A 25975-nucleotide genomic window follows, 5' to 3' on the forward strand; every position below is an offset into this window, starting at 1 on the left:
GTGGGAGAGAGAAAAATGAGCGAATATTTATCAATTCAACACATCCAAAAACAGTTTGATGCATTTACAGCGTTAAAGGATATTTCTTTTACTGTGAAAAAAAATGAGTTTGTTTGTTTATTAGGCCCAAGTGGTTGTGGGAAAACGACATTGCTCCGAATTTTAGCGGGGCTAGAAGAGGCAACAACAGGTAGTATTGCTGTGAATGGAAAAGATATTACAGCATTACCACCTGGAAAGAGGAACTTCGGAATGGTTTTTCAATCGTATGCATTATTTCCGAATTTAACTGCACTTGAAAACATTGAATACGGCTTAAAAACAAAAAAATATGGAAAAGCAGAAGTAAAAGAAAAAGCGCTATCGGCGTTAGAACTTGTTGATTTGCTGAATGTAAAAGATAAATATCCTGCTCAAATGTCTGGTGGACAACAGCAGCGAGTAGCACTTGCACGTGCGCTCGCTCTGTCTCCCGATATTTTGTTACTTGATGAGCCGTTATCTGCTTTAGATGCAAAAGTGCGTGAAAAGTTGCGCAGAGAAATGCGTGATTTGCAAGAAAAAGTGGGAGTAACAACTATTATGGTAACGCATGATCAAGAAGAGGCATTAACGATGGCTGATAAAATTGTTGTAATGAATCATGCGGAAATTATGCAGATTGGAACACCAGAGGAGATTTATCAAAGACCAGCCAATCCGTTTGTGGCAGATTTTATTGGTTCTATTAATTTCTTTTCGAAAAATAACGAAGAACATGCGATTCGTCCTGAACATGTAACAGTTGTACAAAATAATGGTATTAAAACAGTTGTAGAAAGCATGGAATTTCGCGGTTCTGTATACCGGACGGAAGTGCGGGTCATAGAAGAGAAAACACACCTTTATAATGAGAAAATTGTAGTGGATATATTGGCATCAGAAGTAGAGGAAACTGCTATTAGAAAAGGAAAGCCAATTCAAATCTCTTTCTCAGAAAATCATATGTTGTCATATGGAAAGAAGGTCATTGTATAGATGGAGATGTTAGAAAACTTTAAGGCAGAAAGTACAAAAAAAAAGATTAAGAGACGTATCGGTAAAGAAGAGTGGATACAAAGACTATTAATTATTGGTATGCTTCTCGCGTTTTTTATCATGCTTGTATTGCCTTTATTACAACTGTTTACACAAGCCTTTTATGATAAAGATGGAGCTTTTGTTGGTGTTGCGAATTTCAGTAAATATTTCACAACACCAACGCTAGTTCAATCACTACAAAATACGATATGGATTTCGGGCGCTACAACAATTATTTCGGTTACACTCGCTTTCGCTTACGCATATGCGATCGCTCGTACAAATGTTTTTGGAAAGCGCGTATTTCAATACATAGCATTATTACCATTATTCGCACCAACGATGATGCACGGTATTGCGCTTACATATTTATTTGGTAATCAAGGGTTAATAACAAAAGGAATGTTTGGTTTATTTGAAGGAATACAAATACCGTTATACGGACCAGTAGGAATTGTAATGGCTGAAGTTATGTATACATTTCCGCAAGCATTCCTTATTTTATTAATTGCTCTCCAAGGTTCTGATTATCGTTTATATGAAGCTTCTAATATGTTGGGTGCAAGTAAAGTGAAACAGTTTTTTACGGTTACTTTACCTAGTGTGAAATACGGATTAATTAGTGCGATGTTCGTTGTATTTACACTTAGTTTCACTGATTTTGGGGCACCTAAAATTGTTGGAGGACAATATAACGTACTTGCTACTGACGTATATAAGCAAGTAATTGGACAGCAAAATATGTCCATGGGCGCAACTGTCGGAATGATTTTATTGATCCCAGCTATTTTCGCATTTGCAGTTGATCGTATTACGCAAAGAAAACAGGCGAATCTCTTATCTTCAAAAGCAGTACCTTACAGAATAATAAATAATAAGAAAAGAGATGTTATTTCATTCGTATATTGTAGCGTAGTCACGTTTATGATCATTCTTTTATTTGTGGCAGTTGGTATTGCTGCAAGTGTGAAAGTATGGCCATATAATATGAGTTTTACACTTGAGCATTTTAATTTTTCAAGTTTGACAGGAGACGGAATTGAAGCATTTAAAAATAGTGTAATTGTCTCAGCTATTACGGCAGTTATCGGGGCGATTTTAACATTTGTGTTCGCTTATGCGATTGAAAAAATAGAACAGCTACAGTTTTTCAGAAAAGTAGGATACTTTTTCTCTATTGTACCGTTAGCGATTCCTGGATTAGTACTTGGATTAGGATATGTCTTTTTCTTTAGTCAACCAACAATTCAAATTCTAGGACTTTCAGTAACAAATCCGTTTCATTCCTTATATGGCACAATTGCTGTTTTAGTATTAGTAAATATCATTCATTTTTACTCTGTAACGTTTGTTACCGCAACGACTGCTTTAAAGAAACTAGACCGAGAGTTTGAACTTGTTTCACAGTCGATGAGCGTACCGTTTTATAAAACTTTCTTTCGAGTAACAGTACCGATGTGTTTACCAGCTATTTTAGAAATGGTTATGTACTATTTCGTAAATTCAATGGTGACTGTATCGGCAGTAGTGTTCTTATATGCGGCTGATTTTAAACTAGCTGCTGTATCAATTGTAAATATGGACGATGCAGGAAATGTAGCACCAGCAGCTGCAATGAGTGTACTTATTGTTGTTACAAATATTGTAGTGAGGGTTGTATATGAATGGGGAACGAAAGCACTTCGTAACCGAACGTCACAATGGCAAAAAAGATAAGTAAGAAGGGTGATGGATAGAATGAAAATTGAAGCAGTTATTTTTGATTGGGCAGGTACGACAGTTGATTACGGATGTTTTGCACCATTAGAAGTATTCATGAAGATTTTTCATAAACGCGGTGTTGAAATTACAGCAGAAGAAGCTCGTAAACCAATGGGGTTATTGAAGATTGATCATGTTAGGGTATTAACGGAAATGCCCCGTATTTCGAATGAGTGGAAGCGTGTATTCGGACAATTACCAACAGAAGAAGATATTCATGAGATGTATGAAGAGTTTGAAGAAATTCTCTTTGCTATTTTACCGTACTATGCCACGCCAATGGATGGGGTAAAAGAAGTGGTTTCTTCACTACGTGAAAGAGGTATTAAAATTGGATCAACAACTGGTTATACGAGAGAAATGATGGACATTGTTGCAAAAGAAGCAGAAATACAAGGGTATAAACCTGATTTTCTTGTGACGCCAAATGATGTTCCAGCAGGTCGTCCATATCCGTGGATGTGCTATAAAAATGCGATGGAACTCTGTGTATACCCAATGAATCATATGATAAAAATTGGAGACACCGTGTCAGATATGAAAGAGGGCAGAAATGCTGGAATGTGGACAGTTGGTGTAATCCTCGGTAGTAGTGAGCTCGGTTTAACGGAAGAGGAAGTTGAGAATATGGATCCGTTAGAGCTTCGTGAAAAAATAGAAGTAGTTCGTAATCGTTTCATTGAAAATGGGGCTCATTTTACAATTGAAACGATGCAGGAGCTCGAAAACGTAATTGAACATATCGAGAAACAAGAACTTATTATTTCATAAAGGGGGGCACACGATCATGAATGAAAATCACTATTTATTATTAACACCAGGACCATTAACGACAACAAAAACTGTAAAAGAAGTTATGTTATACGATTGGTGTACGTGGGATGTTGAATATAACACGATGGTGCAAGATGTAAGAAATAGGCTTGTATCGTTAGCGACAAAGGAAGAAGAAAAGTACACAACAGTTTTAATGCAAGGAAGCGGTACGTTTTCGGTTGAAGCAGTAATTGGTTCTGTTATTCCTAGAAACGGAAAGCTGCTAGTTTGTACAAATGGTGCGTATGGTAAGCGGATTGTACAAATGGCAGAGATGTTACATATAGATGTGGTGGTCAGTCAAACAGAAGAGTGGGAGCCTACTAATATTGCAGAAGTAGAACAGTTATTACAACAAGATAAAGAGATTACGCATATTGTAGTTGTTCATTGTGAAACAACTACAGGTATTATTAATCCAATTGTAGACGTATGTAAATTGGGAAAACAATACGGAAAAGTTACACTGGTTGACGCAATGAGTAGTTTCGGTGGTATTGAAATAGATATCGCTGAGTTGCAAATTGACTTTCTAATTAGTAGTGCGAATAAATGTATTCAAGGTGTTCCCGGATTCGGTTTTGTCATCGCAAATCGTGATGAACTATTGAAATGTAAAGGGCAAGCTCGTTCTTTATCATTAGATTTATATGATCAGTGGGAAACGATGGAAGAGCAAAATGGGAAATGGCGCTTTACTTCACCTACACATGTTGTACATGCTTTTTATCAGGCATTGCTTGAATTAGAAGAAGAAGGCGGGGTAAGAGCCCGTTACAATCGATATTATAGCAATCAAAAACTACTAGTGCACAAAATGAAAGAAATGGGCTTTAAGCCATTAGTAGATGAAAAATATCAATCTCCTATTATTACATCTTTCATTTATCCAGAAGCAGGGTTTGAATTTTTGCAGCTATATAACGAATTAAAGCGATATGGATTTGTTATTTATCCAGGTAAAATTTCGAAAGTAGATACGTTCCGCATTGGAAATATCGGTGATGTACATGAAGACGATATTAATCGCTTAGTTGATAGTATTGCTAAAGGGGTTGTTATAGGGTGAAAGTATTTTGCTTAGGTGGAGCAGGTAAAATTTGTCGTGAAGCAATTTTAGATTTAGTTCAATTTTCATCTTTTGAGACGATTACGGTAGCCGATTTTAATGAAGAGGAAGGCCGAAAAGTAGTAGAGTGGTTAAATGATCCTCGTGTTGATTTTGTGAAAGTCGATGTGACAAATCATGAGGATACGGTCGCAAAAATGAAGGGCTATAACATTGTAATGGATGGTACGACGATAAAGTTAAATGGATTGTCTACTCGCTGTATCGCAGATGCCGGTTGTCACGGTGTGAACTTAAATGGATTTGGTGAAGAAAATGAATCCCACTCTAAATTTGTTCAACATGGAACAACATGTTTACCTGGGTTTGGTATGACACCAGGTGTAACGCAAATGATGGCCATGTATGCAGCAAATCAGTTAGATACTGTAGAGTCAGTTCGAGTAAGTCATGGCTCGTATCGTCCAATTGCTTTTTCTGCATCAATTACAGAGACAACGACATATGAATATGATCCACATTTGCCGACGCGTACAGTGTATGAGGAAGGTGAATTTAAGCAAGTATCTCCGTTTGCGCGCCCGAGAGAAATTGAATTACCAGCACCTTACGGAAAAACAATGCAGTATATAATCCCGCATTCAGAAACGATTACGTTAGCGAAGGCACTGGAAGATAAAGGTGTACAACTTATTGAAACAAGAGGAACTTGGCCAGAGCAAAATATGCAGCTCGTTCGTGCTTTATATGATTATGGTATATTGCGTAATGATCAAATTGAAATAAACGGTAAAGAAATTGGTATTATGGATTGTATTTCGAAGTATCTATTAAAATCGAAAGAAGGACAAGCAACAGAGCTTTATGGTTATGCACTTCATGTAGAAGTAGTAGGTATGAAAAATAATCAAAAACAAAGGCATGTGTTATACCATACGCATCCGCTATCTGACGGTTCTGTAGTAGGTTGGGAGAAATTAAGGGCCTATACAAGAAATGTTGGTATCCCATTTGGAATCGCTACAGAGTTAATTGCAAAAGGAGTAGTTAATAAAGTCGGTGTTATTACTCCTGAAGAAGCTTTCGAAAATCCACAAATTATTTTTGACGAACTAGAAAAGCGCGGTATTTATATTCATGAAGAGATTTTCATTGAAAAAGAAAATTATAACTTTGTATAAGTAAGACAGTTTATGAGGTAGATATAAATGGGGTGAGGCTATGTCTGTAGTAGGTGAAGAGAGAAAGAGGACAATTCTTGAGAAGGTAGAGTTTAAAGGAAAAGTAAAAGTTTCAGAATTAGCGAGAGAGTTCGCAGTATCAACAGAGACGATTCGTCGGTATTTAGAAGAATTAGATCGTGAAAAAAAATTGAAGAAAGTGTACGGTGGAGCCGTTCAACTTCCGGGAGCTGGGATAGAGGCACCGATGTTAGAACGAGAGATGCTGCATATAGAAGAGAAGAAAAGAATTGGGTATAAAGCAGCAACGTTTGTGGAAGATGGAGATGTTATTGCGATTGATGATGGAAGTACACCACTTCAAATGGTGCCATATCTTGTTCATCGTAAAAATTTAACGATTGTAACAAGTTCATTTCCAGTAGCAACACAATTAATTTCTTCTATAAATAAAAAGATGTTTCACGGTGAAGTTTTATTTATAGGCGGGAAAGTATCTCCAAAACATTCACGTGTGTCGGGGTCTATTTCACAGCAAGTAATTCATCAATTTCATTTTCATAAAGCATTCGTTTCGATTGATGGGTTGTTGCAAGGTTTTGGGGCTTCTAGCTTTGAATTAGAAAAGGCGAAACTGTCAGAAGCGATGATGAAATTAGCTGAGAAAACGTATATTTTATGCGATCATACAAAGGTAGGCGTAAAAGGGAACTACCGAATAGCAGGATTTTCTCGTATTCAACATATTATTTGTGATAAGAAAATGCCCTATAGTTTTGAAGAAGAAGTCAAAAAGCATAATATTCAATGGACAGTTTGCTAAATGAATTGAATACGTTTAAACTCCCACCTAATTTTTAGGTGGGAGTTTTACTATCAGCAAGTAAAAAAATAAAAGCTTTGTATTTATGCAAAAAGTGGACACATTTTCTCATCTCGTTCATATAATTTACCAATACAAAAAAAGTTGGTCGAAGGAAAGAAGGGAAAGTATGTCGGAACGGATATATAATAAACTTGTATTGTATGCAAACATTTTGCAAAAAATTGGTGTTATTAATGAAAAAGAAAAAAGTGAAATCCTTCATACGATAGGCAAAAAAGCCCTTTGAGTAAAGGGTTTTTTATTTTTTATCTATGGAAATATAAACTTAATGTAATATTCTTATTGACAATGATAATGAGATTCATTATCATTTATTATGTTAGCAATTGATAGTAATTATCAATTGGAATATATATAAGATAAGGGGATATTATTTTGAAAAAAAGTTATATTAAAGCTCTAGTAGTAGCAACAACATTAGCTATTCCATTTGCTGCGTATTCTACTCCAGCGTTAGCAGCAATAAAAATTGAAGCAAACCAGTCGGTAGCAGCAGCCAGTGATCGCACGTATGATACTGAGATTAAAATATATAAGGATCAAAAAGATGAGCCATCTATGGTTTCTCAGTACATAAAAAATCCTAAAGTAGCAATTGAAGATGGGAAAAAAATCGTTACTGTAACAATACAAGATAGCGATTATTTTCAATATCTTAGAATAGAAGATAGAAATCAACCTGGTGTATTTCATGATGTGAAAGTTCTGTCAGAAGATAAAAGAAAAAATGGAACGAAAGTAGTCCAATTTGAAATTGGCGAATTTGAGCAGAAGCACAATATGCAAATGCATATATTTATTCCGGCTATTGGATATGATCACAAATATCAAGTTCAATTTGAAATTAAAGATCCAACTGTAGGTGAAAAAGAAACAGAGAAACCAGATGATAACTCTAATTCAGGCAATACGGAAACAGATAATCCAGTTGATAATCAAAATATGATAACAGATAACAAATTAAGAGAACTTGTTAATAAAAAAGTATTTAATAGAAAAGATTTAAATACACTAATTACGAAAGAAGAGTTATTACAAGTAAAGGACTTGTTTTTAAACACGAATGAGATTCTGGATTATAGTGCATTAAAATATATGCCAAATTTAAAATCTTTAACAGTTGCGAATGCGAAGATAACAGATCCGTCGTTCTTTGCGAATTTAAAGCAATTAAATCATTTAGCTTTGCGTGGTAATGAATTTTCAGATGTAACACCACTTGTTAAGATGGAAAATTTAGAATCTCTTGATTTGAGTAATAATAAAATTACAAACGTTGCACCACTAATTGAAATGAAAAATGTAAAAAGTTTATATCTATCAGGCAACCAAATAGAAGATGTAACAGCATTAGCGAAAATGGAACAACTAGATTACTTGAATTTAGCAAATAATAAAATTACGGATGTTGCTCCATTAAGCGCATTGAAAAATGTAACATACTTAACTTTAGCAGGTAATCAAATTGAAGATATTAAACCGTTATATTCATTACCTTTAAAGGACTTAGTATTAACGCGTAATAAGGTTAAAGATTTATCGGGTATTGATCAAATGAATCAATTAAATAAATTATTTATCGGTAAAAATCAAATTGAAGATGTGACACCACTTGCTAAAATGACTCAGCTTACAGAATTAGATTTACCTAATAATGAGTTAAAGGAGATTACTCCATTATCAAATCTAGTAAACTTACAAAAACTTGATTTAGAAGCAAATTATATTTCAGACTTATCGCCAGTTAGTAAGTTGAATAAGTTAGTATATTTAAGTTTTGTTGCAAATGAAATCCGCGATGTTAGACCAGTAATAGAACTAAGTAAGACAGCTTACATTAATGTTCAAAACCAAAAAGTCTTTTTAGAGGATACAGAAGTAAATAAAGAAGTAAAAGTACCTATATACGAAAAAGACGGTGAGGTATCTACAAAAATCCGTCTGAAGAGTGATGGTGGTACGTATAGTAATGGTGTAGTGAAGTGGAGTACACCAGGTGAGAAAGTATATGAATTTGGAGTGAAAGATCCATTTGCGGATACAGGAATCTTCTTCACAGGGTCTGTTATTCAAAATGTTGTAAATGAAAAAGTAGCGGAAGAAGTAATTGAATTTAAAGATGTGCCAAAGGGTCATTGGTCAGAAGAAGCAATTAACTATTTAGCGAAAGAAAAGTTATTTATAGGCTATGGAAATGGGCAATTTGGATTTGGTGACAACATTACTCGCGGGCAAGTAGCACTTCTAATACAAAGGTATTTAAAATTAGACACTGATTTAGAACAAAAAATGATGTTTACAGATACGAAAGGAAATATGTATGAAAAGGCTATTGATGCAGTGGTACAAGCTGGAATTATGACAGGATACGGTAATGATAAGTTCCGTCCAGATGGAGTATTAACTCGTTATGAAATGGCAGTGGTATTACAAAGAGTATTCCAGTTAAAGGAAAATGAAAATAGTGTAGAGAGCTTTAAAGATGTGCCATCTGGTCATTGGGCGGAAGGATATGTGAAAGCTTTAGTGGATAATAAAGTATCAAAAGGTGACGGCAAAGGTAATTTTTTAGGTGATGATTTCGTAACACGTGAACAATACGCACAATTTTTATATAACGCAATAATTAAATAACAAATGAGAAAAATACGTTATTCTTTAATAAGAAGAATAACGTATTTTTTATATGTACAAAATCAAGTGCTAAATAGACAGGAGTGTTTACATGTAATAGGCCTATTTTTCCGATAGGTGCTGAAACCATATTGACAAAAAGGCATTCTCGTGTGATAATTCAATTAAATTTTTAGAATAATCAAAAAACATTCCTTTTATATAGAAAGGATTTGAATATTATATTAATATTACGCCGGGGGTGACGAAATGTTATTTTTTCTGAAAAAATGGAACGAATTAAAAGATGTGAAAGCAGAATTGGCACTTCGCGATTGGTTTTATGGTACGAAAATTAGTTTATCGATGTGTACGTCAAAAGAGCCATTAACATTTTTAGTGAATGTAGAGGGAAGAGATAAAGGGGTATTTTCTGAAGAAGATTTTATTGTCGTAAATTGCATGTGTGAGCCAGTATTTGAAAACGAAGAAAAACCAGCTATAGAGTCATTTATGCATGCGGATATTTATAAAAAAAGTAGTGCAGAATGCATTTTACAAGTACAGACTGTAGATAGTCATTTAATGTCAGAGCTATATGGGAAAGAAGGAGAAGTAACATTCGAAAAACGTAGTGTGGAACGTGTTTTTGGAAAAGACGGTATTACAGAAATGACAATTCCAATTGTAGAAGATGAAAAGAAATTCGCTAATTTATTAGAAAATAATGTTCCGAATTTTATTGAAGGTGGAGGAGTAGTCCTTGTTCATAATTACGGAATGATCGTGTGGGGGAAAACTCCAGAAGAAGCGAAAAAATGGTTGGAAGGTATAGAGTATTTAATGAACTATCACGTAAAGCTTTTAATGATAAAAGGGGCAAAAAGTTCTGTTATATAAAGATGTATTCACAGAGATTACCATCTCTTAAAAATGAAAGCGTTTTAAAAAGAAATTTCACTCATAAAATATAGGTCTCCTTATTATATATAGATTACATGTTGACATGTAAGGAGGAACATATTTTGCGAGTTAAATATCATTTTCTGCCAAAACAGCAGGTGACATTTTGCAAAACGAATGATTCTGGTGAAAAGGCGTTACAAATTATGAATGAAACGGGATTTCGCGCAATTCCTGTATTAGCAGAAAATGAGAAGGAATTCACGGGGATTATTTATAAAGTAGATCTTTTAGAAAAGAAGTGTAATAGCAGATTAGAGGATGTAAGTACAGAAGATGTACTGGAAAATCCAAATTCGTTTATTTTTGAAAAGGATTCTTTTTTTAGAGCTTTTTACGTTATTCGTCGTCTCCCGTTTTTAGCGGTTTTAAATGAGTATAATGAATTTGTCGGCATTTTAACACACTCTAATGTATTTGATGTTATTGAGGATTCGTTCGGTATGCGGACGGGTGGTTATATATTAACAATTGCAACACAAGATTGTAAGGGAACAATTAAAGAGCTTGGGACATTATTAAAAGCATATAATATCGGTGGACTGTTTACGCTTGATAACGGTGATCAATATATTCGCCGTGTTATCGTAAATATATCGGATGAGTTAAATGAAAAAAAATTAAAGCAATTAATTGAAAAGATAGAGAAAAAGGGATTTAGGGTGAGTCATGTAGATTATATTTAAGTTGAAAAGGAAAGGTACCTATCTGCTATGTGTAGATAGGTATCTTTTTTAGTACGAGAAATGAATTTTATTTTGAAACAGAAGGTGGAGATAATGCTAAATCAGATAAAAAAATAAAGTCTGCATGCTCACGAATTTTAGGAATAGAAGTTTCGATAATACGTGATGTAATTTCACCTGGAGCCCCAACGTGTCCGATAGCTACCATAATGGGTTTGTCTTGGATTTTTTTTATGAGTAATTGTGCTTGTTTTGAAATGTGACTTACCGTATATACATCATCAAAAAATAATTGGTTTTCAATAATAGGAACGCCTAATTCTTTACCGATTTTTGGGACAACACTATTAGGGTTTGTTTTACTATCTAAATAAAATAAACCGTGCTTTTTACAGGCAGAAAGTATAAGACGTACAATCCTTTCATCAGCGGTTACTTTTGATCCCATATGATTGTTCATTCCTATTGCATGAGGTATTTCTTGAATTGCTTGTTCGAGTCGGTTGTTTATTTCTTCATCGCTTAAATCTGTTGTAATCGCTTTTGGTCCAAGCCACTCTTTTTTTCCTCTAATTGGTTCCATTGGCATATGTATAATAACTTCATGCCCTTTTTTATGGGCAGCTATTGCATCTTGTTTAGTAGAAGGAAGAAATGGCATAACAGCAACAGTGAGTGGAATAGGAAGTGATAACATCTTATCTGTGCCTTTCATATTATTGCCGAAATCATCGATGACAATAGCAACTTTATTCGTATGAGCGTTTGCTTGAATAGGAAAGAGGAAGAATGGTATGAACAGGGTGAAGATGAGAACTGTAATAGTATATTTGCGCATATAAATATTTCCTTTCTATTTTATCCCGCTATTTGCGGACAGTAAGACTCCCACCTTAAAATTTGGCTGGAGTAAAGAAGTTAGGTGGAAAATCCACTGCCCGTAAACGCCCGATTGGTGAAGGCTAATAATTAGTGGGGGATGGACAAAACCCCCACTGAGTAAAGTTCACTTTATCAATCATCATTATGTTTTGCGTTTTTACATAAATTAAACAAAAAATGTCGAAGAAAAGTAAATTGAAAATAGAGAATCCACTGTTTACTGAGTATTTACAAAAAAGAAGATGAAAAAAATGTCTATTATTGCGAATGTATTTACAAAGATAGAATAATTTGTAATAATTCTCAAAGTGAGGGTAAAGATTTGTAAATTACAGGGGAAAAATGTTAAATTTTCTGATTCTTCAATTTTAAATAGAATTAAGTGTTTAAAGGGCTAAAGTAGATGAGGCGTTGAGAGTATGGAAGAAAAATAAGGGGGATATGGATGTTTACTGTAAAAAGGAAGTACACATTAGAAAAGCTTTCGCATGATATTCATATGAAACGTGAAGAAATGATTCATTTAGGATTAACAAGTGGGTTAAATAGTATGGAGACAATTCAAGTTAGTCAAGAATTGGACAAGCTTATCGTACAGTATCAGCGTTACAAAGAAAAACAAACACCGAAATGGTTTTCAATTATAAAGGTTCCTATTTTTCAAATTGAGTATGAAGGGAAATCAAACAATTTTTGGAGAATGTTTGTAGCTGGTTTTATGAAATAAGTATAATTACCCTTTTAGGATAAGGATAATTATACTATGTGTAATGGAATCTCTATATGAACTGTCGTTCCTTTGTTTTCTTTACTATCAATAAATATATGCCCATTGTACATCTCTACAATTCGTTTACATATAACAAGCCCAAGACCTGTTCCAGTATCTTTATTAGTAAAGAACGGATGAAAGAGGTGTTTTTGAATATGTTTAGGAATCCCTTTTCCAGTATCAATAATTTGCAAGTGTGCGTGTTTTTCGTTGTTTGTTACTACAATGGTTAATGTATCACCAGAAGCCATGGCTTCAATTGCATTTTTTGTAATGTTTAAAACCACTTGTTTCATATGGTCTTTTGAGCAACGTATATGAACAGGATGGTCTGGCAAATGTAAATGAAATACAATGTTATGTAGATTCGATTCAGATTGGATAATTAATGCTACCTCATTAAGAATCGTTCTTACATCATATGTTTGTTCAATGATGGCAGTTGGTTTTCCAAGAATAAGAAATTCGCTTACAATTTCATTAATCCGCTCTATTTCTTGCTCGATTACGGAAAAGTAGAACTGATCCTGTTCATCTTTATATTTCTCTTTTAACAGAGCAACGAGTCCTTTAATTCCAGTAAGAGGGTTACGGATTTCATGAGCTGTACTAGCTGCAAAAGTTCCAACCAATTCAATTTTTTGTAGTTCATTTTGTTGTCTTTCTAGTTTTGTTTGACGTTTTAATAACATGTATTGAGCAAGTAAAAATAAAATAGACATTAAAAATAAAGTAGCTATACACTCTATTGAAACTAACTGGTATAAAGTTTGTTGATGAATAGGTAACGGAGAAACAGAGACTTTCCAATTTAATCTTTGGAGTGGGGTAGTAAGCATGTTAGAATGCCCATCGCTTGTTTCGTTATTATCATCGGTTAGAAAAACTACATCATGTTTATCAGTCACTTCGAAATGATATTGTGGTTTAATAGCATTTAAAGAGGCTGAAATGTAGTCAAAGCGTAAACTTGCTAATAATAAGCCTGAGAGTTCCTTTTGTCTATTAAATATTGGAGACGCAATCATAATAGCTTGATGTCCAAGAACGCGATCTGTAATAACTGATGATACAGTTGTTTTCTTAGATTGCAACGCATCTTGGATGTATTGGCGGTCAGAAACGTCAATAGGCGGCGAATCGCCTTGGGATGCGAGTGTAATCATCCCATCTGTCGTAGCGTAATATAGACCGGAAAAACGTTCATCATTTCCATCGGTATCATGTACAATCTGTTTAATCCCATTGATGTTTCCAGTTTCGGTCCCTACGACTTTTGCGAGCATTTCTAAGGCAGATATAGCTTCACCAAGGTGATGGTCTAAATAGTCTCTATATAAAAAGAGAACAGTGTGAGCAGATAGTTTGTTTGCCTGTTTCATTTGATAAGTGTGATATGAAAAAAATGTGGCACCAATCCCTATCGTTGGCAGTATAACAAGCAGTATGTAAAAAACTATGCTTTGTAATTTGACTTTCAAATTTGGTACTCCTTCTTTTTTTATTATCATTATATATAAACTATGTTAAAATTGTCATGTTTTTATTCAAGAATCATTTGCATTACATTAGGGAAAGGAAAAGGAATGAGTGAATATTCATTCGGAAGTTGTAATGAAGTGCTACGTTGCTTTTCTTTTTGTTGCGGAGAATTTAAGTGAAGGGTTGAAATGGTATGACATCAAATAATGAGCGAGAAGACATTTCTCAATCTTTAAAAGTATTTATTGCATTATCCCGTGTACATCGTTCTGTTATGGATACTACAAATAAATCCATACAAAGTAACGGATTAAATCCAACTGAGTTTGCTGTATTAGAATTACTATATCATAAAGGAGGCCAACCACTTCAGCAAATCGGTGAGCGTATTTTAATAGCTAGTGGCAGCATTACATACGTTGTAGATAAGCTAGAGAAAAAAGGGCTTGTAAAACGAATTCCATGTCCAAATGATAGGCGTGTTATTTATGCACAATTAACGGAGTCTGGAGAGAGCTTTATTGCTTCTATTTTTCCAGGTCATGAGCAAGTTATATATCAGTCTTTTGAAATGTTAACGAAGGATGAGAAGGATGAATTACTCGAGCTATTGAAAAAAATTGGAAAGTATGAAAAATGATGATATGTTCCAAAGGAGCTTTGGATAAAGAAATCCAAGGCTTTTTTGTGTGCATGTATTTATGACATCATCTACCGCATTTTGCTGAAGAATAAGAGGAGATTTGTAAGTAAGAATTGAATTATAATAATGATGCATATAATGGAGAGGGGGCTCGTTCATGTCATTTAAAGACTATGAATATAAACGGCCAAATATTGAAGAATTACAAGGGAAATTTACTGTTGCTTTAGAGAAGTTTGATAACGCAAAAACTGTAGAAGAACAAAAACAAGTTATCAATTCAATTAACGAAATTCGTAATGACTTTGGTACAATGGGGAACCTTTGTTACATTCGTCATTCTGTTGATACGACAGATGCCTTTTATAAGGATGAGCAGGATTTCTTTGATGAATTCTCTCCAGTTGTACAAGGGTATGGTACAAAGTATTATAATGCGTTAATTCATTCTCCATTCCGCGAAGAATTAGAAGCGTATTATGGAAAGCAATTATTTGCTCTAGCTGAATGTGATTTAAAAACATATTCAGATGAAGTAGTGAAAGATTTACAATTAGAGAATAAATTGTCTTCGCAATATACACAGTTATTAGCATCTGCAAAGATTGACTTTGCAGGAGAAGAAAGAACGTTATCGCAACTTATTCCGTTTATGCAAGGAAAAGAAAGAAGTGAACGCAAAGCAGCAAGTGAAGCATACTACGGATTTTTAGCTGAGAACGAGGAAGAGTTAGATCGTATTTATGATGAGCTTGTTAAAGTGAGAACGAAAATCGCAAAAACACTTGGTTTTAAAAACTTTGTTGAATTAGGATATGCAAGAATGTATCGTACAGATTATAATGCTGAAATGGTAGCGAACTATCGTCAGCAAGTATTAGATTATATCGTTCCAGTTGCAACCGAGTTAAGAAATAGACAAAAAGCACGCATTGGTGTAGAAAAGCTCGCTTATTATGATGAAAACTTTGAGTTTGCTACAGGTAATCCAACTCCAAAAGGCGATGCCGATTGGATTATTAATCACGGGAAAACGATGTATAAAGAATTATCAGCTGAAACAGATGAGTTTTTTAATTTCATGCTCGATAATGATTTATTAGATTTAGTTGCGAAAAAAGGAAAAGCTGGTGGTGGATATTGTACATATATCGAGAATTATAAAGCGCCATTCATCTTCTCAAACTTTAATGGAACGTCTGGGGACATTGATGTATTAACACATGAAGCTGGTCATGCTTTCCAAGTATATGAAAGTCGTAAGTATGAAATTCCAGAATATAATTGGCCAACATATGAAGCATGTGAAATACATTCAATGAGTATGGAATTCTTTACATGGCCATGGATGAAGTTATTCTTTGAAGAAGATGCGGATAAATATTATTTCTCACACTTAAGTTCAGCACTTCTATTTTTACCGTACGGTGTATCTGTAGATGAATATCAACATTATGTATATGAAAATCCAGAAGCATCGCCAGCAGAACGTAAGTCAGCATGGCGTAACATAGAGAAGAAGTATTTACCACATCGTGATTATGAAGATAATGATTATTTAGAGCGTGGTGGTTTCTGGCAACGTCAAGGTCATATTTATAGCTCACCTTTCTATTATATTGACTACACGTTAGCTCAAATTTGTGCACTGCAATTTTGGAAACGTGCAAGAGATAATAGACAAGAGGCTTGGGAAGATTATGTGAATCTTTGTCAACAAGGTGGAAGTAAATCATTCTTAGAATTAGTAGAAGTTGCAAATTTAACATCACCATTCGCTGAAGGGTGTGTAAAAAGTGTAATTACAGAAATTGAAGCGTGGTTACGTGCTGTTGACGACACAAAATTGTAAAAAACATGCACTTTTTTCCTATGTTTAACATCGACATAATAGAAAAATGATGAGATAATAAAAGAAAATTCAGAATTATTTTAGGGGTGTTTCTAATGGGGAGCGCCCCTTTTCACCAACAAAAGGGGGGAAAGCACTATGCTTCAATCTAATATGGATGTTAGTTTAGAAACTTTAGTCCACTCATTACAGTCTACACGAAGCACGCTGTTATCAGAAATTGAAATGTTAAATGATACGGAGGTGAATGTAAAGCCACGCCGTGATAAATGGAGTATTATTCAAATTTTGCATCATTTGCATTTAGTTGAACAGTCTGTCACATCTGCCCTTGTATATGCTTTGCAAAAAAAAGAAAGAAAACTTGCTCCATTTAAAGACCTCCAACTTACGCTTGATCGCACACATAAAAGGGAAGCTCCTCAACAAATGAAACCAACAGAAACATTAATGAAAAAACTGCAAGGAATTCAATTACTAGAACATTCACGACAAGAATTATTACATGCCCTTCATAGTGTAATAGATGAAAAAGAATTATTTGAAAATGGATTAAAACATCCTATTTTTAATGATTTGAATTTATATCAATGGGTTCAATTTCTAGATTTACACGAACAAAGACATCTTACACAGCTAAAAGAAGCGAAACATGCAATTTTACAGCGTTAAAATGAAAGAAGTGGGGAACCGCTTCTTTTCTTTTTTACTCATGCATAGTTTTCTTTCTCATTTTGGAATACTACATGGAGAAAAGAAAAGAAGGAGTTGAAAAGCATGTCAAAGAAAAAGAGAGAAGAAGAGCGCGCCTGGAAAGCTCGGAAAGAAAATCAAAAGCCACATGGGAAAGTGAAAGCTTTTGCAGAATTAGTTGAAGGAACAGAAAAAACGTGATGAAGTTCATCACGTTTTTTGTATGAGTGGGAAAGTTAATAAGAAGGTTGTACCTGTCCCTTTTTCGCTTATAATATCAATCTTTCCATCCATTGCTTGAATGACGCTGAAGACGACCATCATTCCGAGTCCGGTCCCTTTTTCTTTCGTTGAGTAGAAAGGTGATCCAAGGCGTTTTATTTGTTCTTGATCCATACCAACTCCTGTATCTTTTATATATAATTGTATATGTTTATGGGCTGGAACTAATGTAAGAATAAGGTCGCCACCTGTAGGCATAGCCTCAATACAATTTTTAAAAATATTTAATAAACATTGGTTCAGTTTTTGCTTTTCGCCAGCGATAAAGAAAGATGTACTTTGTTTTATATAATTTATACGAACATTTGCTAAATTGGCGAGAGGTGTGATCAAAGACAACGCATGAAGTAATTCTTCCTCTACTTGTAATTTTTGTTCTTTTTCAATACTCGGTTTTGCAAAAGTTAAGTAGTCTGTAAGAACGTGATTTGCTTGTTCGATACCATTAATGGCTATGTCGATATATAATTTTCGTTCTTTCTCAGAACATGCATCTGACTGTAAAAGTTGTAAAAAACCTTTCGTTGCAGTTAAAGGATTACGAATTTCATGAGAGATAGAAGCTGCCATTTCGCCGATTAAATGAAATTTCTCAGCGTTCATAAGTTCATTTTGGAGACGAACTTGCATTTGTAATATGTGTAGTAAATATAAAATAAGGATCGTACCAATCATCGTACATAGTTCGTACACAATGATATGTGGTATATAATCTGCCTCATTTGTAACACTTGCAAGGAAAAATGGTATCCAACCAAATCCATAAGTAAGACTGTAAAAAATAGCAAGTGTTATTTTTATATGATTAGAACTTCGATTAAAAAATTTGTATGTTAATAGTAGAACAATAAATAGGAGAATAGAAGCGATAAAGGATGGAAACGCACCTATTCCTCCCAATAAAAAGCGATAAATGTTTAATACAGCTAAAATAGAACCACCAGCAATAGGCCCTCCCGTTAACGTGCCGACAATTAATACGATATGTCGCATGTCGAACTGAAAACCATTATTTGTTTTTGCTGCGAAAGTGATACATAGTATGGTAGCGAGGCAACACAATACAATAAATATGGCTGAATTTAATTTAGGAGATCGTTTCCCTTTCTGATTCCAAAATAAATGATATACGAGCATTGTAACGAGAATAGATAATATATTTAAAAAGAGGTAAATAATAAAGAGTTCCAGTGGGATGCCTCCTCTCTTCTAACATTAAATTAATCATACTATAAAATGAAATAAATGAAATGCGAAATAGCGGAAAAAATCAGAAATTTTTTCTGGTAGTATACAATATGTTACAATAATCTTTGTCAATGAAAGAAGAAATTCCGTGCACTGCATGGGAGAGGTTCGCGAACTCCCTCTATAAAAAACTATGGAAACAACAATATCATTAGGTATTGTTTTGTTTTTTTATTGTGACAGTTCAAGAACGTTCTTTCTTCTTATTCGTAGTAGAGAAGGAGAATGAGTGAAATGAAAAAAGAAAAAGCAGTTGTTGTTTTTAGTGGTGGACAAGATAGTACAACATGTTTATTTTGGGCGATACAGCAGTTTGAAGAAGTGGAAGCTGTAACATTTAACTACAATCAACGTCATAAATTAGAAATTGATTGTGCAGTGGAAATTGCGAAAGAGCTAGGAATTAAACATACGATACTAGATATGAGCCTATTAAATCAACTTGCTCCAAATGCGTTAACGAGAACGGATATGGAGATTACACATGAAGAAGGTGAATTGCCATCAACATTTGTAGATGGACGAAATTTACTATTTTTATCATTTGCGGCTGTATTAGCAAAACAAGTTGGAGCACGTCATATTGTAACGGGTGTATGTGAAACTGATTTCAGTGGTTATCCAGATTGTCGTGACGTGTTTGTGAAATCATTAAACGTTACATTAAATTTATCTATGGATTATCCGTTTGTTATTCATACACCACTTATGTGGATTGATAAAGCAGAGACATGGAAATTATCTGATGAACTTGGAGCATTTGAGTTTGTTAGAGAAAAAACATTAACATGTTATAACGGAATCATTGGTGATGGTTGCGGTGAATGTCCAGCATGTCAACTTCGTAAAGCGGGATTAGATACGTATCTACAAGAACGCGAAGGAGCGAGCAACTAATGGATAACTTTTTTGGATTTCGCATCGTAGAAAATTTGCAAAAAATGGACAAGGATATTCAGCGTGAACAACTCAAATATCATAATAAAAGAGTAATGGTCAGCAAGGAATTTACATTTGACGCAGCGCACCATTTACACTGCTATGAAGGGAAATGTAAAAATTTACATGGACACACATATAAAGTCGTATTTGGAATTAGCGGATATGTAAATGAAATAGGCCTTGCAATTGACTTTGGAGATATAAAAGAGATTTGGAAAAATGAAATAGAAATTTATTTAGATCATCGTTATTTAAACGAAACATTGCCAGAAATGAATACGACTGCTGAAAATATGGTCGTTTGGATTTATGAAAAGATGGCAGAAGCATTAACGAAAGATAATCGTGCGAACGAATATAAGGGAGCTCGTGTTGAATTTGTTCGTCTTTTTGAGACGCCGACTAGTTATGCGGAAGTAAGACGGGAGTGGATGCTCGATGAGTAAAATCCCCGTCTTAGAAATATTTGGTCCAACCATTCAAGGAGAAGGGATGGTTGTAGGACAAAAGACAATGTTTATCCGTACAGCGGGCTGTGATTATAGCTGTGATTGGTGTGATTCTGCTTTTACATGGGATGGATCGGCCAAAGATCAAATTAAACAAATGACACCGGAAGACATTTGGAATGCGCTTGTAGAAATTGGTGGAGAAAATTTTTCTCATGTTACGATTTCGGGTGGAAATCCTGTTTTGCTGAAAAATATGCAATTTCTTCTTTCTATATTAAAGGAGAATGGAATGCGAACAGCGGTAGAAACGCAAGGGAGTAAATGGAAAGATTGGTTGCTTCAAATTGATGAGGTAACGATTTCTCCAAAACCACCAAGTTCAACTATGAAAACAGATTTTCAGATGTTAGATTCTGTTATTCATAAACTAGCAGGGAAAGATTTTAGTTTAAAAGTAGTAGTATTCGATGATCAAGATTTTGAATATGCAGTTAAGATGCACGAGCGTTATCCGAATGTACCATTTTTCTTACAAGTAGGGAATGATGATACGAAAACAGTGGATGATGCGGTGCTTATAAAAAAACTATTAGAAAAATATGAGTGGCTTATTGAAAAAGCTGTGAATTGTAAAGAAATGAATGATGCGAAAGTACTGCCTCAGCTTCATGCGTTAGTATGGGGAAATAAACGAGGGGTATAATGAGAAGGGATGTTTAAAATGGCAGGAAGATTAGATGAAGATTTAAAAGATGTAACATTATTAGGAAATCAAAATACAAAATATTTATTTGAATATAGCCCGGAAATTTTAGAGGTATTTGATAATAACCATCCAAACCGTGATTACTTTGTAAAATTCAATTGTCCTGAATTTACAAGTTTATGTCCGAAAACAGGACAACCAGATTTTGCAACAATTTATATTAGCTACATTCCAGAACAAAGAATGGTAGAGAGTAAATCTTTAAAGCTATATTTATTTAGCTTCCGAAATCATGGTGACTTCCACGAAGATTGCATGAACGTTATTATGAATGATTTAATTAAATTAATGGATCCACGCTATATTGAGGTATGGGGGAAATTTACACCACGTGGTGGTATTTCAATCGATCCTTACTGTAACTACGGCCGCCCAGGAACTAAGTATGAGAAAATGGCAGACTACCGCATGATGAATCACGATTTATATCCAGAAAAGATCGATAATCGTTAATATAGAAAGAAAGGATCTGTATGATATACAGATCCTTTCTTTCTATTATATTATGCATGTTGATTAATGACAGTATAGTTTTTATGGCTTACAACTGTAAGAGGTTCCATATCTAGTTCTCTAAAATTCTCCATAATTGTTATATCAACAATAACGGAGTTTTGATTTACCTTTTGAACACGGCCTTGCATTCCACCTTTAAATTCAATGATATCTCCAGTTTCTGCGATCTGCATAAGCAACTCTCCTTGTTCCAGTTTTCCCAAAAAAAGAATAATTTGGGCTTTTTTATTTCTTCTTATTTTGAACTATATTTACTACTTTGTAAATGTTTCCAAAGTAAAAATTCGAAAAATATTCACTTTTTGTAAGAAAATATGTAAAAAATATTGTTTAGGAGAAGAATGATGAAAATGCATACATCTTTATACGGGAGTATAATAAAAGATACAATGAGCTACTAAAGTGGGAGAAATTAGGGGCTGGAAAATGATGTTTGAAATTGTGGGGAGCTTTATAGCGATTTTATTATTTTTATTTTCATATATACAGTTAAAGAAAGTGCGTCATCATGAAACAACTACATATTTTGATGGACTGGATGGTGTGCACACTTCGATAACACATGATAGTGGTGGGGATATATAACTTTCTTTTTATGCATGGTATGATGGCAAGAAGAAATAGTACGTAATATAGTTCGTAAGTGATGAATGGGGAGTGGAAAGAATGCGAATTTCTTTTATTCGTCATGGTCGTTTGGACAGTACTATAGAGCCAATGACAATTATTTCATTTCGTGAATGGATGAAGCAATATGATTTAGGGACTACAGTAAAAGAAACTCCTATACCAATTGAAACAATTGAGGCGATTGAATCAGCGAAACTGGTTGTAACGAGTGATCAAAGGCGCGCTGTACAGTCAGCGGCTGAGTTATTGGATTCCCTATCTTTTGTGCAAAATCCTCTTTTTAGGGAAGCTGAAGTTCCAACGAGTTTTTATGCTCCAAAATGGTTGAAATGTAAACCGAATGTATGGATGTTTATTGGACGTACACGATGGATAGTTGGTTATAGTAAAGAGGTTGAGTCTTATAAGGAAGTACGAGAAAGAGCAAGGCAAGCCGCTAATATGTTGCACCGCTATGCGCTCGTACATGGACATATTGCCCTTGTAGGTCATAGTTATTTTAATGCAATGATTGGGACTGAACTGAGGGCAATGGGATGGTCTGGTTCGCCTATTTTTCATAGGAAGCCATGGGGATGTACAACGTATACATTTCATGAGGCGATGGATGGAAATGTATTAAATACAAAATTAATTTAAAAGAGGCTGTCCCTTTGGCAGCCTCTTTCTCTACATAACAAGTAAAAAAGAATTGTCCTTTTAAGATATAGAAACCAATGACCGTAATGGTTTTATTAGATGGGCATACGGTTCACCGACGAGCATAACGGTTTTATCTTCTTTGTAACCAAGTTTTTCATATAGTGAAAAAGCGCGTTTGTTTTCTAAATTAACAAGTAAGGCGATTTTTTCATGCCCTTTTTCAGTTGCATGAAGTTCAGCTGCATCGATTAATTTAGAGCCAATACCACGTCCACTGTACATACTTGAAACTGACAACGTGTCAATATAATACTCATCAAGTTCAGCTTCTTTTTCTAACGTAATGGATTCGTCTTCATGTAGTTCTCTTAAGTAGTGTATGATTGGTGCATCAAGTTGTTCAGCGTCACTACCGTGATAAACGACAATAACCCCAACTACCTTTCCACCTTGTTCAGCCACTAAACAGTTTTCATAGCTCAATCGATTATTTTCTTTTACGAACCATGTTTCAAGTCCTAGTATTACTTTTGCTTCAACTGTGCTACCTGTGATTTTTTCAGCAATTTCGTGCAGAGCGTTATACAATAAAGGTGCTACTTCTACCGCATCTGTCTTTTTTGCTTTCCGAATCATAGTATCCCTCCTAGTTCTAAATGTATATTGTAGCATAAAATAAAATATCAAACAGTGATTTGGAAATTTGTTATACAGGGCATCAAAAAGTTTGATATAGAGAAGTAGCTATGTTAGTATATGATATTTAGTGCGAATATAATAAAGTGATATAGATATAAAAATAATGAAAGTGAATTACATAATAGTAACGGGATAATTTTACCGTTGTCGACCTATAGAAGATGCGATAGAATAAAATATTGCAGAGAGGTGAAATACATGGATAAACAATTAGCAAATACAATTTTGGATCAGCTGAAAAATGATGACATAAAGGAGTATGTTGCGACGAAAGATGTATTTTATACGTTCAGAGAAGTTGTTGTGAATCGAGAAGATTTTAAACATATTATCGGGAACGCACAGCGCGGTGGACAGGTAATTTATACATATTCAGAAACACCACGTTCATAAATAGAAGATAAAGGAGAGGAGAATTATGGGGGATTTTAAACAAGGCATATTGCCACATTGGGATTATATGTGGAAAGATAGAGCTGGGAATAGGTTTATGGGAATGGTTATGTATCCAGAGAAACGAAAATGTTCAGCAAAAATGCTTCAGAAAATAAAAAGTGCGTATGAACAAGCAGTAGAAATTAAAGTAACGGTACAAGTTCAACATACATATCAGTACGTAGAAGGAATGATCGTATACTTTGATGAAGAAGCACCTGTATGTACAATGCTCGATAAAGATGAGAATCCACATCATATATTTGTAAGAGATATTTTGCGTATTGAGCACCCTGAATAATTTTTTTCATAAATAAATTGAAGTTCCATAATAATAATCTTTTTCTATAATAGTTATCTTTTAGTATGTAACGAGGAACGAAAGAATATGTATAATATTTAATAAAGTAAAATTGATAAATGTAATCGTTTGTTAGAACAGATTATCGTTTAATATCTGTTCTTTTTTGCGTGATGCTGGAGAAATATATTACTCCAGCATTTACTGTTTTATGACAAAAAATATTGGTAACTTTTTTAAAAATAAGGTTAAATTCGTTGACAACTTTTTTGAAAAGCACTTTATTGACATGAGTTTTAGAATGTTGTTTCATAGTCTTTGTATTGAAAAAAATCGACGGTCATGTCGAAAAGTAAAATTTAAAAAAAGAAAGAATTTATACATATATCTTGTGTCTTATTTTGAAACGTAATACAATATATAGAGAAATCAAGAAACGACATACAGAGAATATAGATTGGAGAGGGAGGGTCGGAAATGTTAGTTGCATATGATTCTATGACAGGAAACGTGAAGCGTTTCATTCACAAATTAAATATGCCGGCCGTTCAAATTGATGAAGCTCTAGTATTAGATGAAGACTTTATTCTTATTACGTATACAACAGGTTTTGGAAATGTACCGGAACGTGTTTTAGACTTTTTAGAACGCAATAATGAAAAATTAAAAGGCGTATCTGCAAGTGGCAATCGTAATTGGGGAGACATGTTTGGTGCAAGTGCTGACAAAATCTCTACTAAATATGAAGTGCCTATTGTATCAAAATTTGAGTTATCTGGAACAAATAATGATGTAGAATATTTTAAAGAAAGGGTGCGGGAGATTGCGACACATTGAACTGAATAATGAAATCACGCAAATGCAGGACGGTTTTTATCAGCTTCATAAAGATAAAGAGGCATTAGAAGTCTTTATGGAAGAAGCTAGAGAGAATACCGTTCATTTTAATAGCGTGGCAGAGCGAATGGAGTATATGAAAGAACATGATTACTATTACAACGTTCTGGACGAGTATAGCTTGGAGGAAGTAGAAGGAGTTTATAACATCGCTTATGGTGAAAACTTCGAGTTCCAATCTTATATGGCAGCATCTAAGTTCTATAAAGATTATGCGTTAAAAACGAATGATCAAAAACAATACTTAGAAAGCTATGAAGATCGTGTAGCAATTGTGTCATTATACTTAGGACGCGGTGATGTTGCGAAGGCAAAACACTTCGCAAGCATGATTGTAAAACAAAACTACCAACCAGCGACACCAACCTTTTTAAATGCGGGACGAAGCAGAAGAGGAGAAATGGTGTCTTGTTTCTTGTTAGAAATGGATGATAGCTTAAATTCAATCGGCTTTAACATTAATACTGCAATGCAATTATCGAAAATCGGTGGTGGAGTAGCTTTAAACTTATCTAAGCTACGTGCACGTGGTGAGCAAATTAAAGGTATTGATAACGCCGCAAGTGGTGTAGTACCTGTTATGAAATTACTTGAAGATTCGTTTTCGTATGCGAATCAGTTGGGTTAACTTTATGGCTCAACTATAAAACCAGGTCAATTGCTGGAACGCCTGAGTATATCAAGGTAGGATACTACGAAGAAATTACGTAGCGAACCCTGAAAATCCAAGATTGCAGGAAATCAGCAGCCGAGCTCCTAAATTTATTAGATAAGGAGAAGGTTCAACGACCAAGTGGCTATGTAGGT

28 protein-coding genes, 1 pseudogene and 1 riboswitch are annotated in these 25975 nt (G+C 34.4%); of the genes and pseudogenes, 24 read left to right on the top strand and 5 right to left on the bottom strand.

Going from position 1 to position 25975, the window contains the following annotated elements; translation table 11 throughout:
* Nucleotides 1-15: 15 nt before the first annotated feature.
* The 9 genes from MR066_RS05860 to cbpA all read left to right on the top strand — a co-directional run bounded on the left by MR066_RS05860 (nt 16) and on the right by cbpA (nt 11034).
* The gene (locus MR066_RS05860) at nt 16-1017 is read left to right on the top strand and encodes a putative 2-aminoethylphosphonate ABC transporter ATP-binding protein (protein WP_002086828.1); all 1002 of its coding nucleotides are present in this window, start codon (nt 16-18) and stop codon (nt 1015-1017) included.
* Nucleotides 1018-2775: a putative 2-aminoethylphosphonate ABC transporter permease subunit gene (locus tag MR066_RS05865; RefSeq protein ID WP_002188873.1), complete on the top strand. Its 1758-nt coding sequence runs from the start codon at nt 1018-1020 to the stop codon at nt 2773-2775.
* A 21-nt stretch (nt 2776-2796) separates the two neighbouring features.
* On the top strand, nt 2797-3591 hold the full coding sequence (gene phnX / locus MR066_RS05870; protein WP_242246219.1) for a phosphonoacetaldehyde hydrolase: 795 nt from the start codon (nt 2797-2799) through the stop codon (nt 3589-3591).
* A gap of 16 nt (nt 3592-3607) precedes the next feature.
* The gene (gene phnW / locus MR066_RS05875; RefSeq protein ID WP_241138957.1) at nt 3608-4705 is read left to right on the top strand and encodes a 2-aminoethylphosphonate--pyruvate transaminase; all 1098 of its coding nucleotides are present in this window, start codon (nt 3608-3610) and stop codon (nt 4703-4705) included.
* A complete protein-coding gene (locus MR066_RS05880; protein WP_242246220.1) occupies nt 4702-5886 on the top strand; it encodes a saccharopine dehydrogenase family protein in 1185 nt (394 codons plus the stop codon). Before phnW ends, MR066_RS05880 begins: the two co-directional genes overlap by 4 nt.
* A 40-nt stretch (nt 5887-5926) precedes the next feature.
* Nucleotides 5927-6709, top strand: coding sequence for a DeoR/GlpR family DNA-binding transcription regulator (locus tag MR066_RS05885; RefSeq protein ID WP_201066520.1), 783 nt, complete (start codon nt 5927-5929; stop codon nt 6707-6709).
* Between the two features lie 438 nt (nt 6710-7147).
* Nucleotides 7148-9406: an NEAT domain-containing leucine-rich repeat protein gene (locus MR066_RS05890; RefSeq protein ID WP_242246221.1), complete on the top strand. Its 2259-nt coding sequence runs from the start codon at nt 7148-7150 to the stop codon at nt 9404-9406.
* A gap of 249 nt (nt 9407-9655) precedes the next feature.
* Nucleotides 9656-10285, top strand: a complete 630-nt coding sequence (locus MR066_RS05895; RefSeq protein ID WP_002011549.1) for a class II aldolase/adducin family protein — start codon at nt 9656-9658, stop codon at nt 10283-10285.
* Nucleotides 10286-10410: 125 nt separating this feature from the next.
* On the top strand, nt 10411-11034 hold the full coding sequence (gene cbpA / locus MR066_RS05900) for a cyclic di-AMP binding protein CbpA (RefSeq protein WP_002140932.1): 624 nt from the start codon (nt 10411-10413) through the stop codon (nt 11032-11034).
* A gap of 67 nt (nt 11035-11101) precedes the next feature.
* Here cbpA and MR066_RS05905 read toward each other — a convergent pair whose 3' ends face one another.
* Nucleotides 11102-11872 carry a divergent polysaccharide deacetylase family protein gene (locus tag MR066_RS05905; protein ID WP_002011545.1) on the bottom strand — a complete coding sequence of 257 codons (771 nt, stop codon included), beginning with the start codon at nt 11870-11872 and terminating at the stop codon, nt 11102-11104.
* Nucleotides 11873-12361: 489 nt separating this feature from the next.
* Here MR066_RS05905 and MR066_RS05910 point away from each other — a divergent pair, with 489 nt between their 5' ends.
* On the top strand, nt 12362-12643 hold the full coding sequence (locus MR066_RS05910; protein WP_002030543.1) for an aspartyl-phosphate phosphatase Spo0E family protein: 282 nt from the start codon (nt 12362-12364) through the stop codon (nt 12641-12643).
* Between the two features lie 29 nt (nt 12644-12672).
* Here the strand turns inward: MR066_RS05910 and MR066_RS05915 are convergent, their stop codons facing one another.
* Nucleotides 12673-14169 (bottom strand): DUF3149 domain-containing protein, encoded by a 1497-nt coding sequence (locus MR066_RS05915; RefSeq protein WP_002140933.1) that lies wholly within the window; start codon nt 14167-14169, stop codon nt 12673-12675.
* Between the two features lie 194 nt (nt 14170-14363).
* Between MR066_RS05915 and MR066_RS05920 the strand changes: the two genes are divergently transcribed.
* From MR066_RS05920 to MR066_RS05935, 4 genes are all read left to right on the top strand, one after another.
* A complete protein-coding gene (locus tag MR066_RS05920; protein ID WP_002011538.1) occupies nt 14364-14810 on the top strand; it encodes a MarR family winged helix-turn-helix transcriptional regulator in 447 nt (148 codons plus the stop codon).
* Nucleotides 14811-14970: 160 nt separating this feature from the next.
* On the top strand, nt 14971-16665 hold the full coding sequence (locus tag MR066_RS05925) for a M3 family oligoendopeptidase (RefSeq protein ID WP_242246222.1): 1695 nt from the start codon (nt 14971-14973) through the stop codon (nt 16663-16665).
* Between the two features lie 138 nt (nt 16666-16803).
* On the top strand, nt 16804-17337 hold the full coding sequence (locus tag MR066_RS05930) for a DinB family protein (protein ID WP_002030551.1): 534 nt from the start codon (nt 16804-16806) through the stop codon (nt 17335-17337).
* A gap of 105 nt (nt 17338-17442) precedes the next feature.
* On the top strand, nt 17443-17559 hold the full coding sequence (locus tag MR066_RS05935) for a DUF6254 family protein (protein ID WP_000038354.1): 117 nt from the start codon (nt 17443-17445) through the stop codon (nt 17557-17559).
* 9 nt (nt 17560-17568) lie between these two features.
* On the opposite strand, the gene MR066_RS05940 is transcribed toward MR066_RS05935, so the two are convergent.
* On the bottom strand, nt 17569-18777 hold the full coding sequence (locus MR066_RS05940) for an ATP-binding protein (protein WP_061688814.1): 1209 nt from the start codon (nt 18775-18777) through the stop codon (nt 17569-17571).
* Between the two features lie 208 nt (nt 18778-18985).
* Nucleotides 18986-19029: riboswitch (PreQ1 riboswitch) on the top strand.
* A 93-nt stretch (nt 19030-19122) separates the two neighbouring features.
* On the opposite strand from MR066_RS05940, the gene queC reads away from it, so the two are divergent.
* The 4 genes from queC to queF are packed head-to-tail and all read left to right on the top strand — an operon-like array spanning nt 19123 to nt 21501.
* Nucleotides 19123-19785, top strand: a complete 663-nt coding sequence (gene queC, locus MR066_RS05945) for a 7-cyano-7-deazaguanine synthase QueC (protein ID WP_002168840.1) — start codon at nt 19123-19125, stop codon at nt 19783-19785.
* The gene (queD, locus tag MR066_RS05950; protein ID WP_002011526.1) at nt 19785-20276 is read left to right on the top strand and encodes a 6-carboxytetrahydropterin synthase QueD; all 492 of its coding nucleotides are present in this window, start codon (nt 19785-19787) and stop codon (nt 20274-20276) included. Before queC ends, queD begins: the two co-directional genes overlap by 1 nt.
* Nucleotides 20269-20985 carry a 7-carboxy-7-deazaguanine synthase QueE gene (queE, locus tag MR066_RS05955; RefSeq protein WP_242246223.1) on the top strand — a complete coding sequence of 239 codons (717 nt, stop codon included), beginning with the start codon at nt 20269-20271 and terminating at the stop codon, nt 20983-20985. Before queD ends, queE begins: the two co-directional genes overlap by 8 nt.
* An 18-nt stretch (nt 20986-21003) precedes the next feature.
* The gene (queF, locus tag MR066_RS05960) at nt 21004-21501 is read left to right on the top strand and encodes a preQ(1) synthase (protein ID WP_002086808.1); all 498 of its coding nucleotides are present in this window, start codon (nt 21004-21006) and stop codon (nt 21499-21501) included.
* Nucleotides 21502-21551: 50 nt separating this feature from the next.
* Here queF and MR066_RS05965 read toward each other — a convergent pair whose 3' ends face one another.
* Complete coding sequence (locus tag MR066_RS05965) at nt 21552-21737, bottom strand: YkvS family protein (RefSeq protein ID WP_002064385.1); 186 nt, start codon at nt 21735-21737, stop codon at nt 21552-21554.
* 253 nt (nt 21738-21990) lie between these two features.
* Between MR066_RS05965 and MR066_RS05970 the strand changes: the two genes are divergently transcribed.
* Nucleotides 21991-22149 (top strand): hypothetical protein, encoded by a 159-nt coding sequence (locus tag MR066_RS05970; protein ID WP_002086806.1) that lies wholly within the window; start codon nt 21991-21993, stop codon nt 22147-22149.
* Between the two features lie 81 nt (nt 22150-22230).
* The gene (locus MR066_RS05975) at nt 22231-22833 is read left to right on the top strand and encodes a histidine phosphatase family protein (protein WP_002188882.1); all 603 of its coding nucleotides are present in this window, start codon (nt 22231-22233) and stop codon (nt 22831-22833) included.
* A 60-nt stretch (nt 22834-22893) separates the two neighbouring features.
* On the opposite strand, the gene MR066_RS05980 is transcribed toward MR066_RS05975, so the two are convergent.
* Nucleotides 22894-23472, bottom strand: coding sequence for a GNAT family N-acetyltransferase (locus MR066_RS05980; protein WP_002011516.1), 579 nt, complete (start codon nt 23470-23472; stop codon nt 22894-22896).
* A 261-nt stretch (nt 23473-23733) separates the two neighbouring features.
* Here MR066_RS05980 and MR066_RS05985 point away from each other — a divergent pair, with 261 nt between their 5' ends.
* The 4 genes and pseudogenes from MR066_RS05985 to MR066_RS06000 all read left to right on the top strand — a co-directional run.
* Entirely contained in the window at nt 23734-23928 is a 195-nt protein-coding gene (locus MR066_RS05985) for a hypothetical protein (RefSeq protein WP_061675923.1), read from the top strand.
* 25 nt (nt 23929-23953) lie between these two features.
* On the top strand, nt 23954-24271 hold the full coding sequence (locus MR066_RS05990) for a hypothetical protein (RefSeq protein WP_061675924.1): 318 nt from the start codon (nt 23954-23956) through the stop codon (nt 24269-24271).
* A gap of 477 nt (nt 24272-24748) precedes the next feature.
* The gene (gene nrdI / locus MR066_RS05995; RefSeq protein WP_000959445.1) at nt 24749-25108 is read left to right on the top strand and encodes a class Ib ribonucleoside-diphosphate reductase assembly flavoprotein NrdI; all 360 of its coding nucleotides are present in this window, start codon (nt 24749-24751) and stop codon (nt 25106-25108) included.
* A pseudogene (locus MR066_RS06000) lies at nt 25095-25793 on the top strand (ribonucleotide reductase N-terminal alpha domain-containing protein); the annotation flags it as partial. The gene nrdI and the pseudogene MR066_RS06000, both read left to right, overlap by 14 nt.
* Nucleotides 25794-25975: the final 182 nt, after the last annotated feature.

Origin of the sequence: Bacillus cereus group sp. BfR-BA-01523, assembly GCF_022662615.1 — a bacterium.
GTDB classification, from domain to species: domain Bacteria; phylum Bacillota; class Bacilli; order Bacillales; family Bacillaceae_G; genus Bacillus_A; species Bacillus_A mycoides.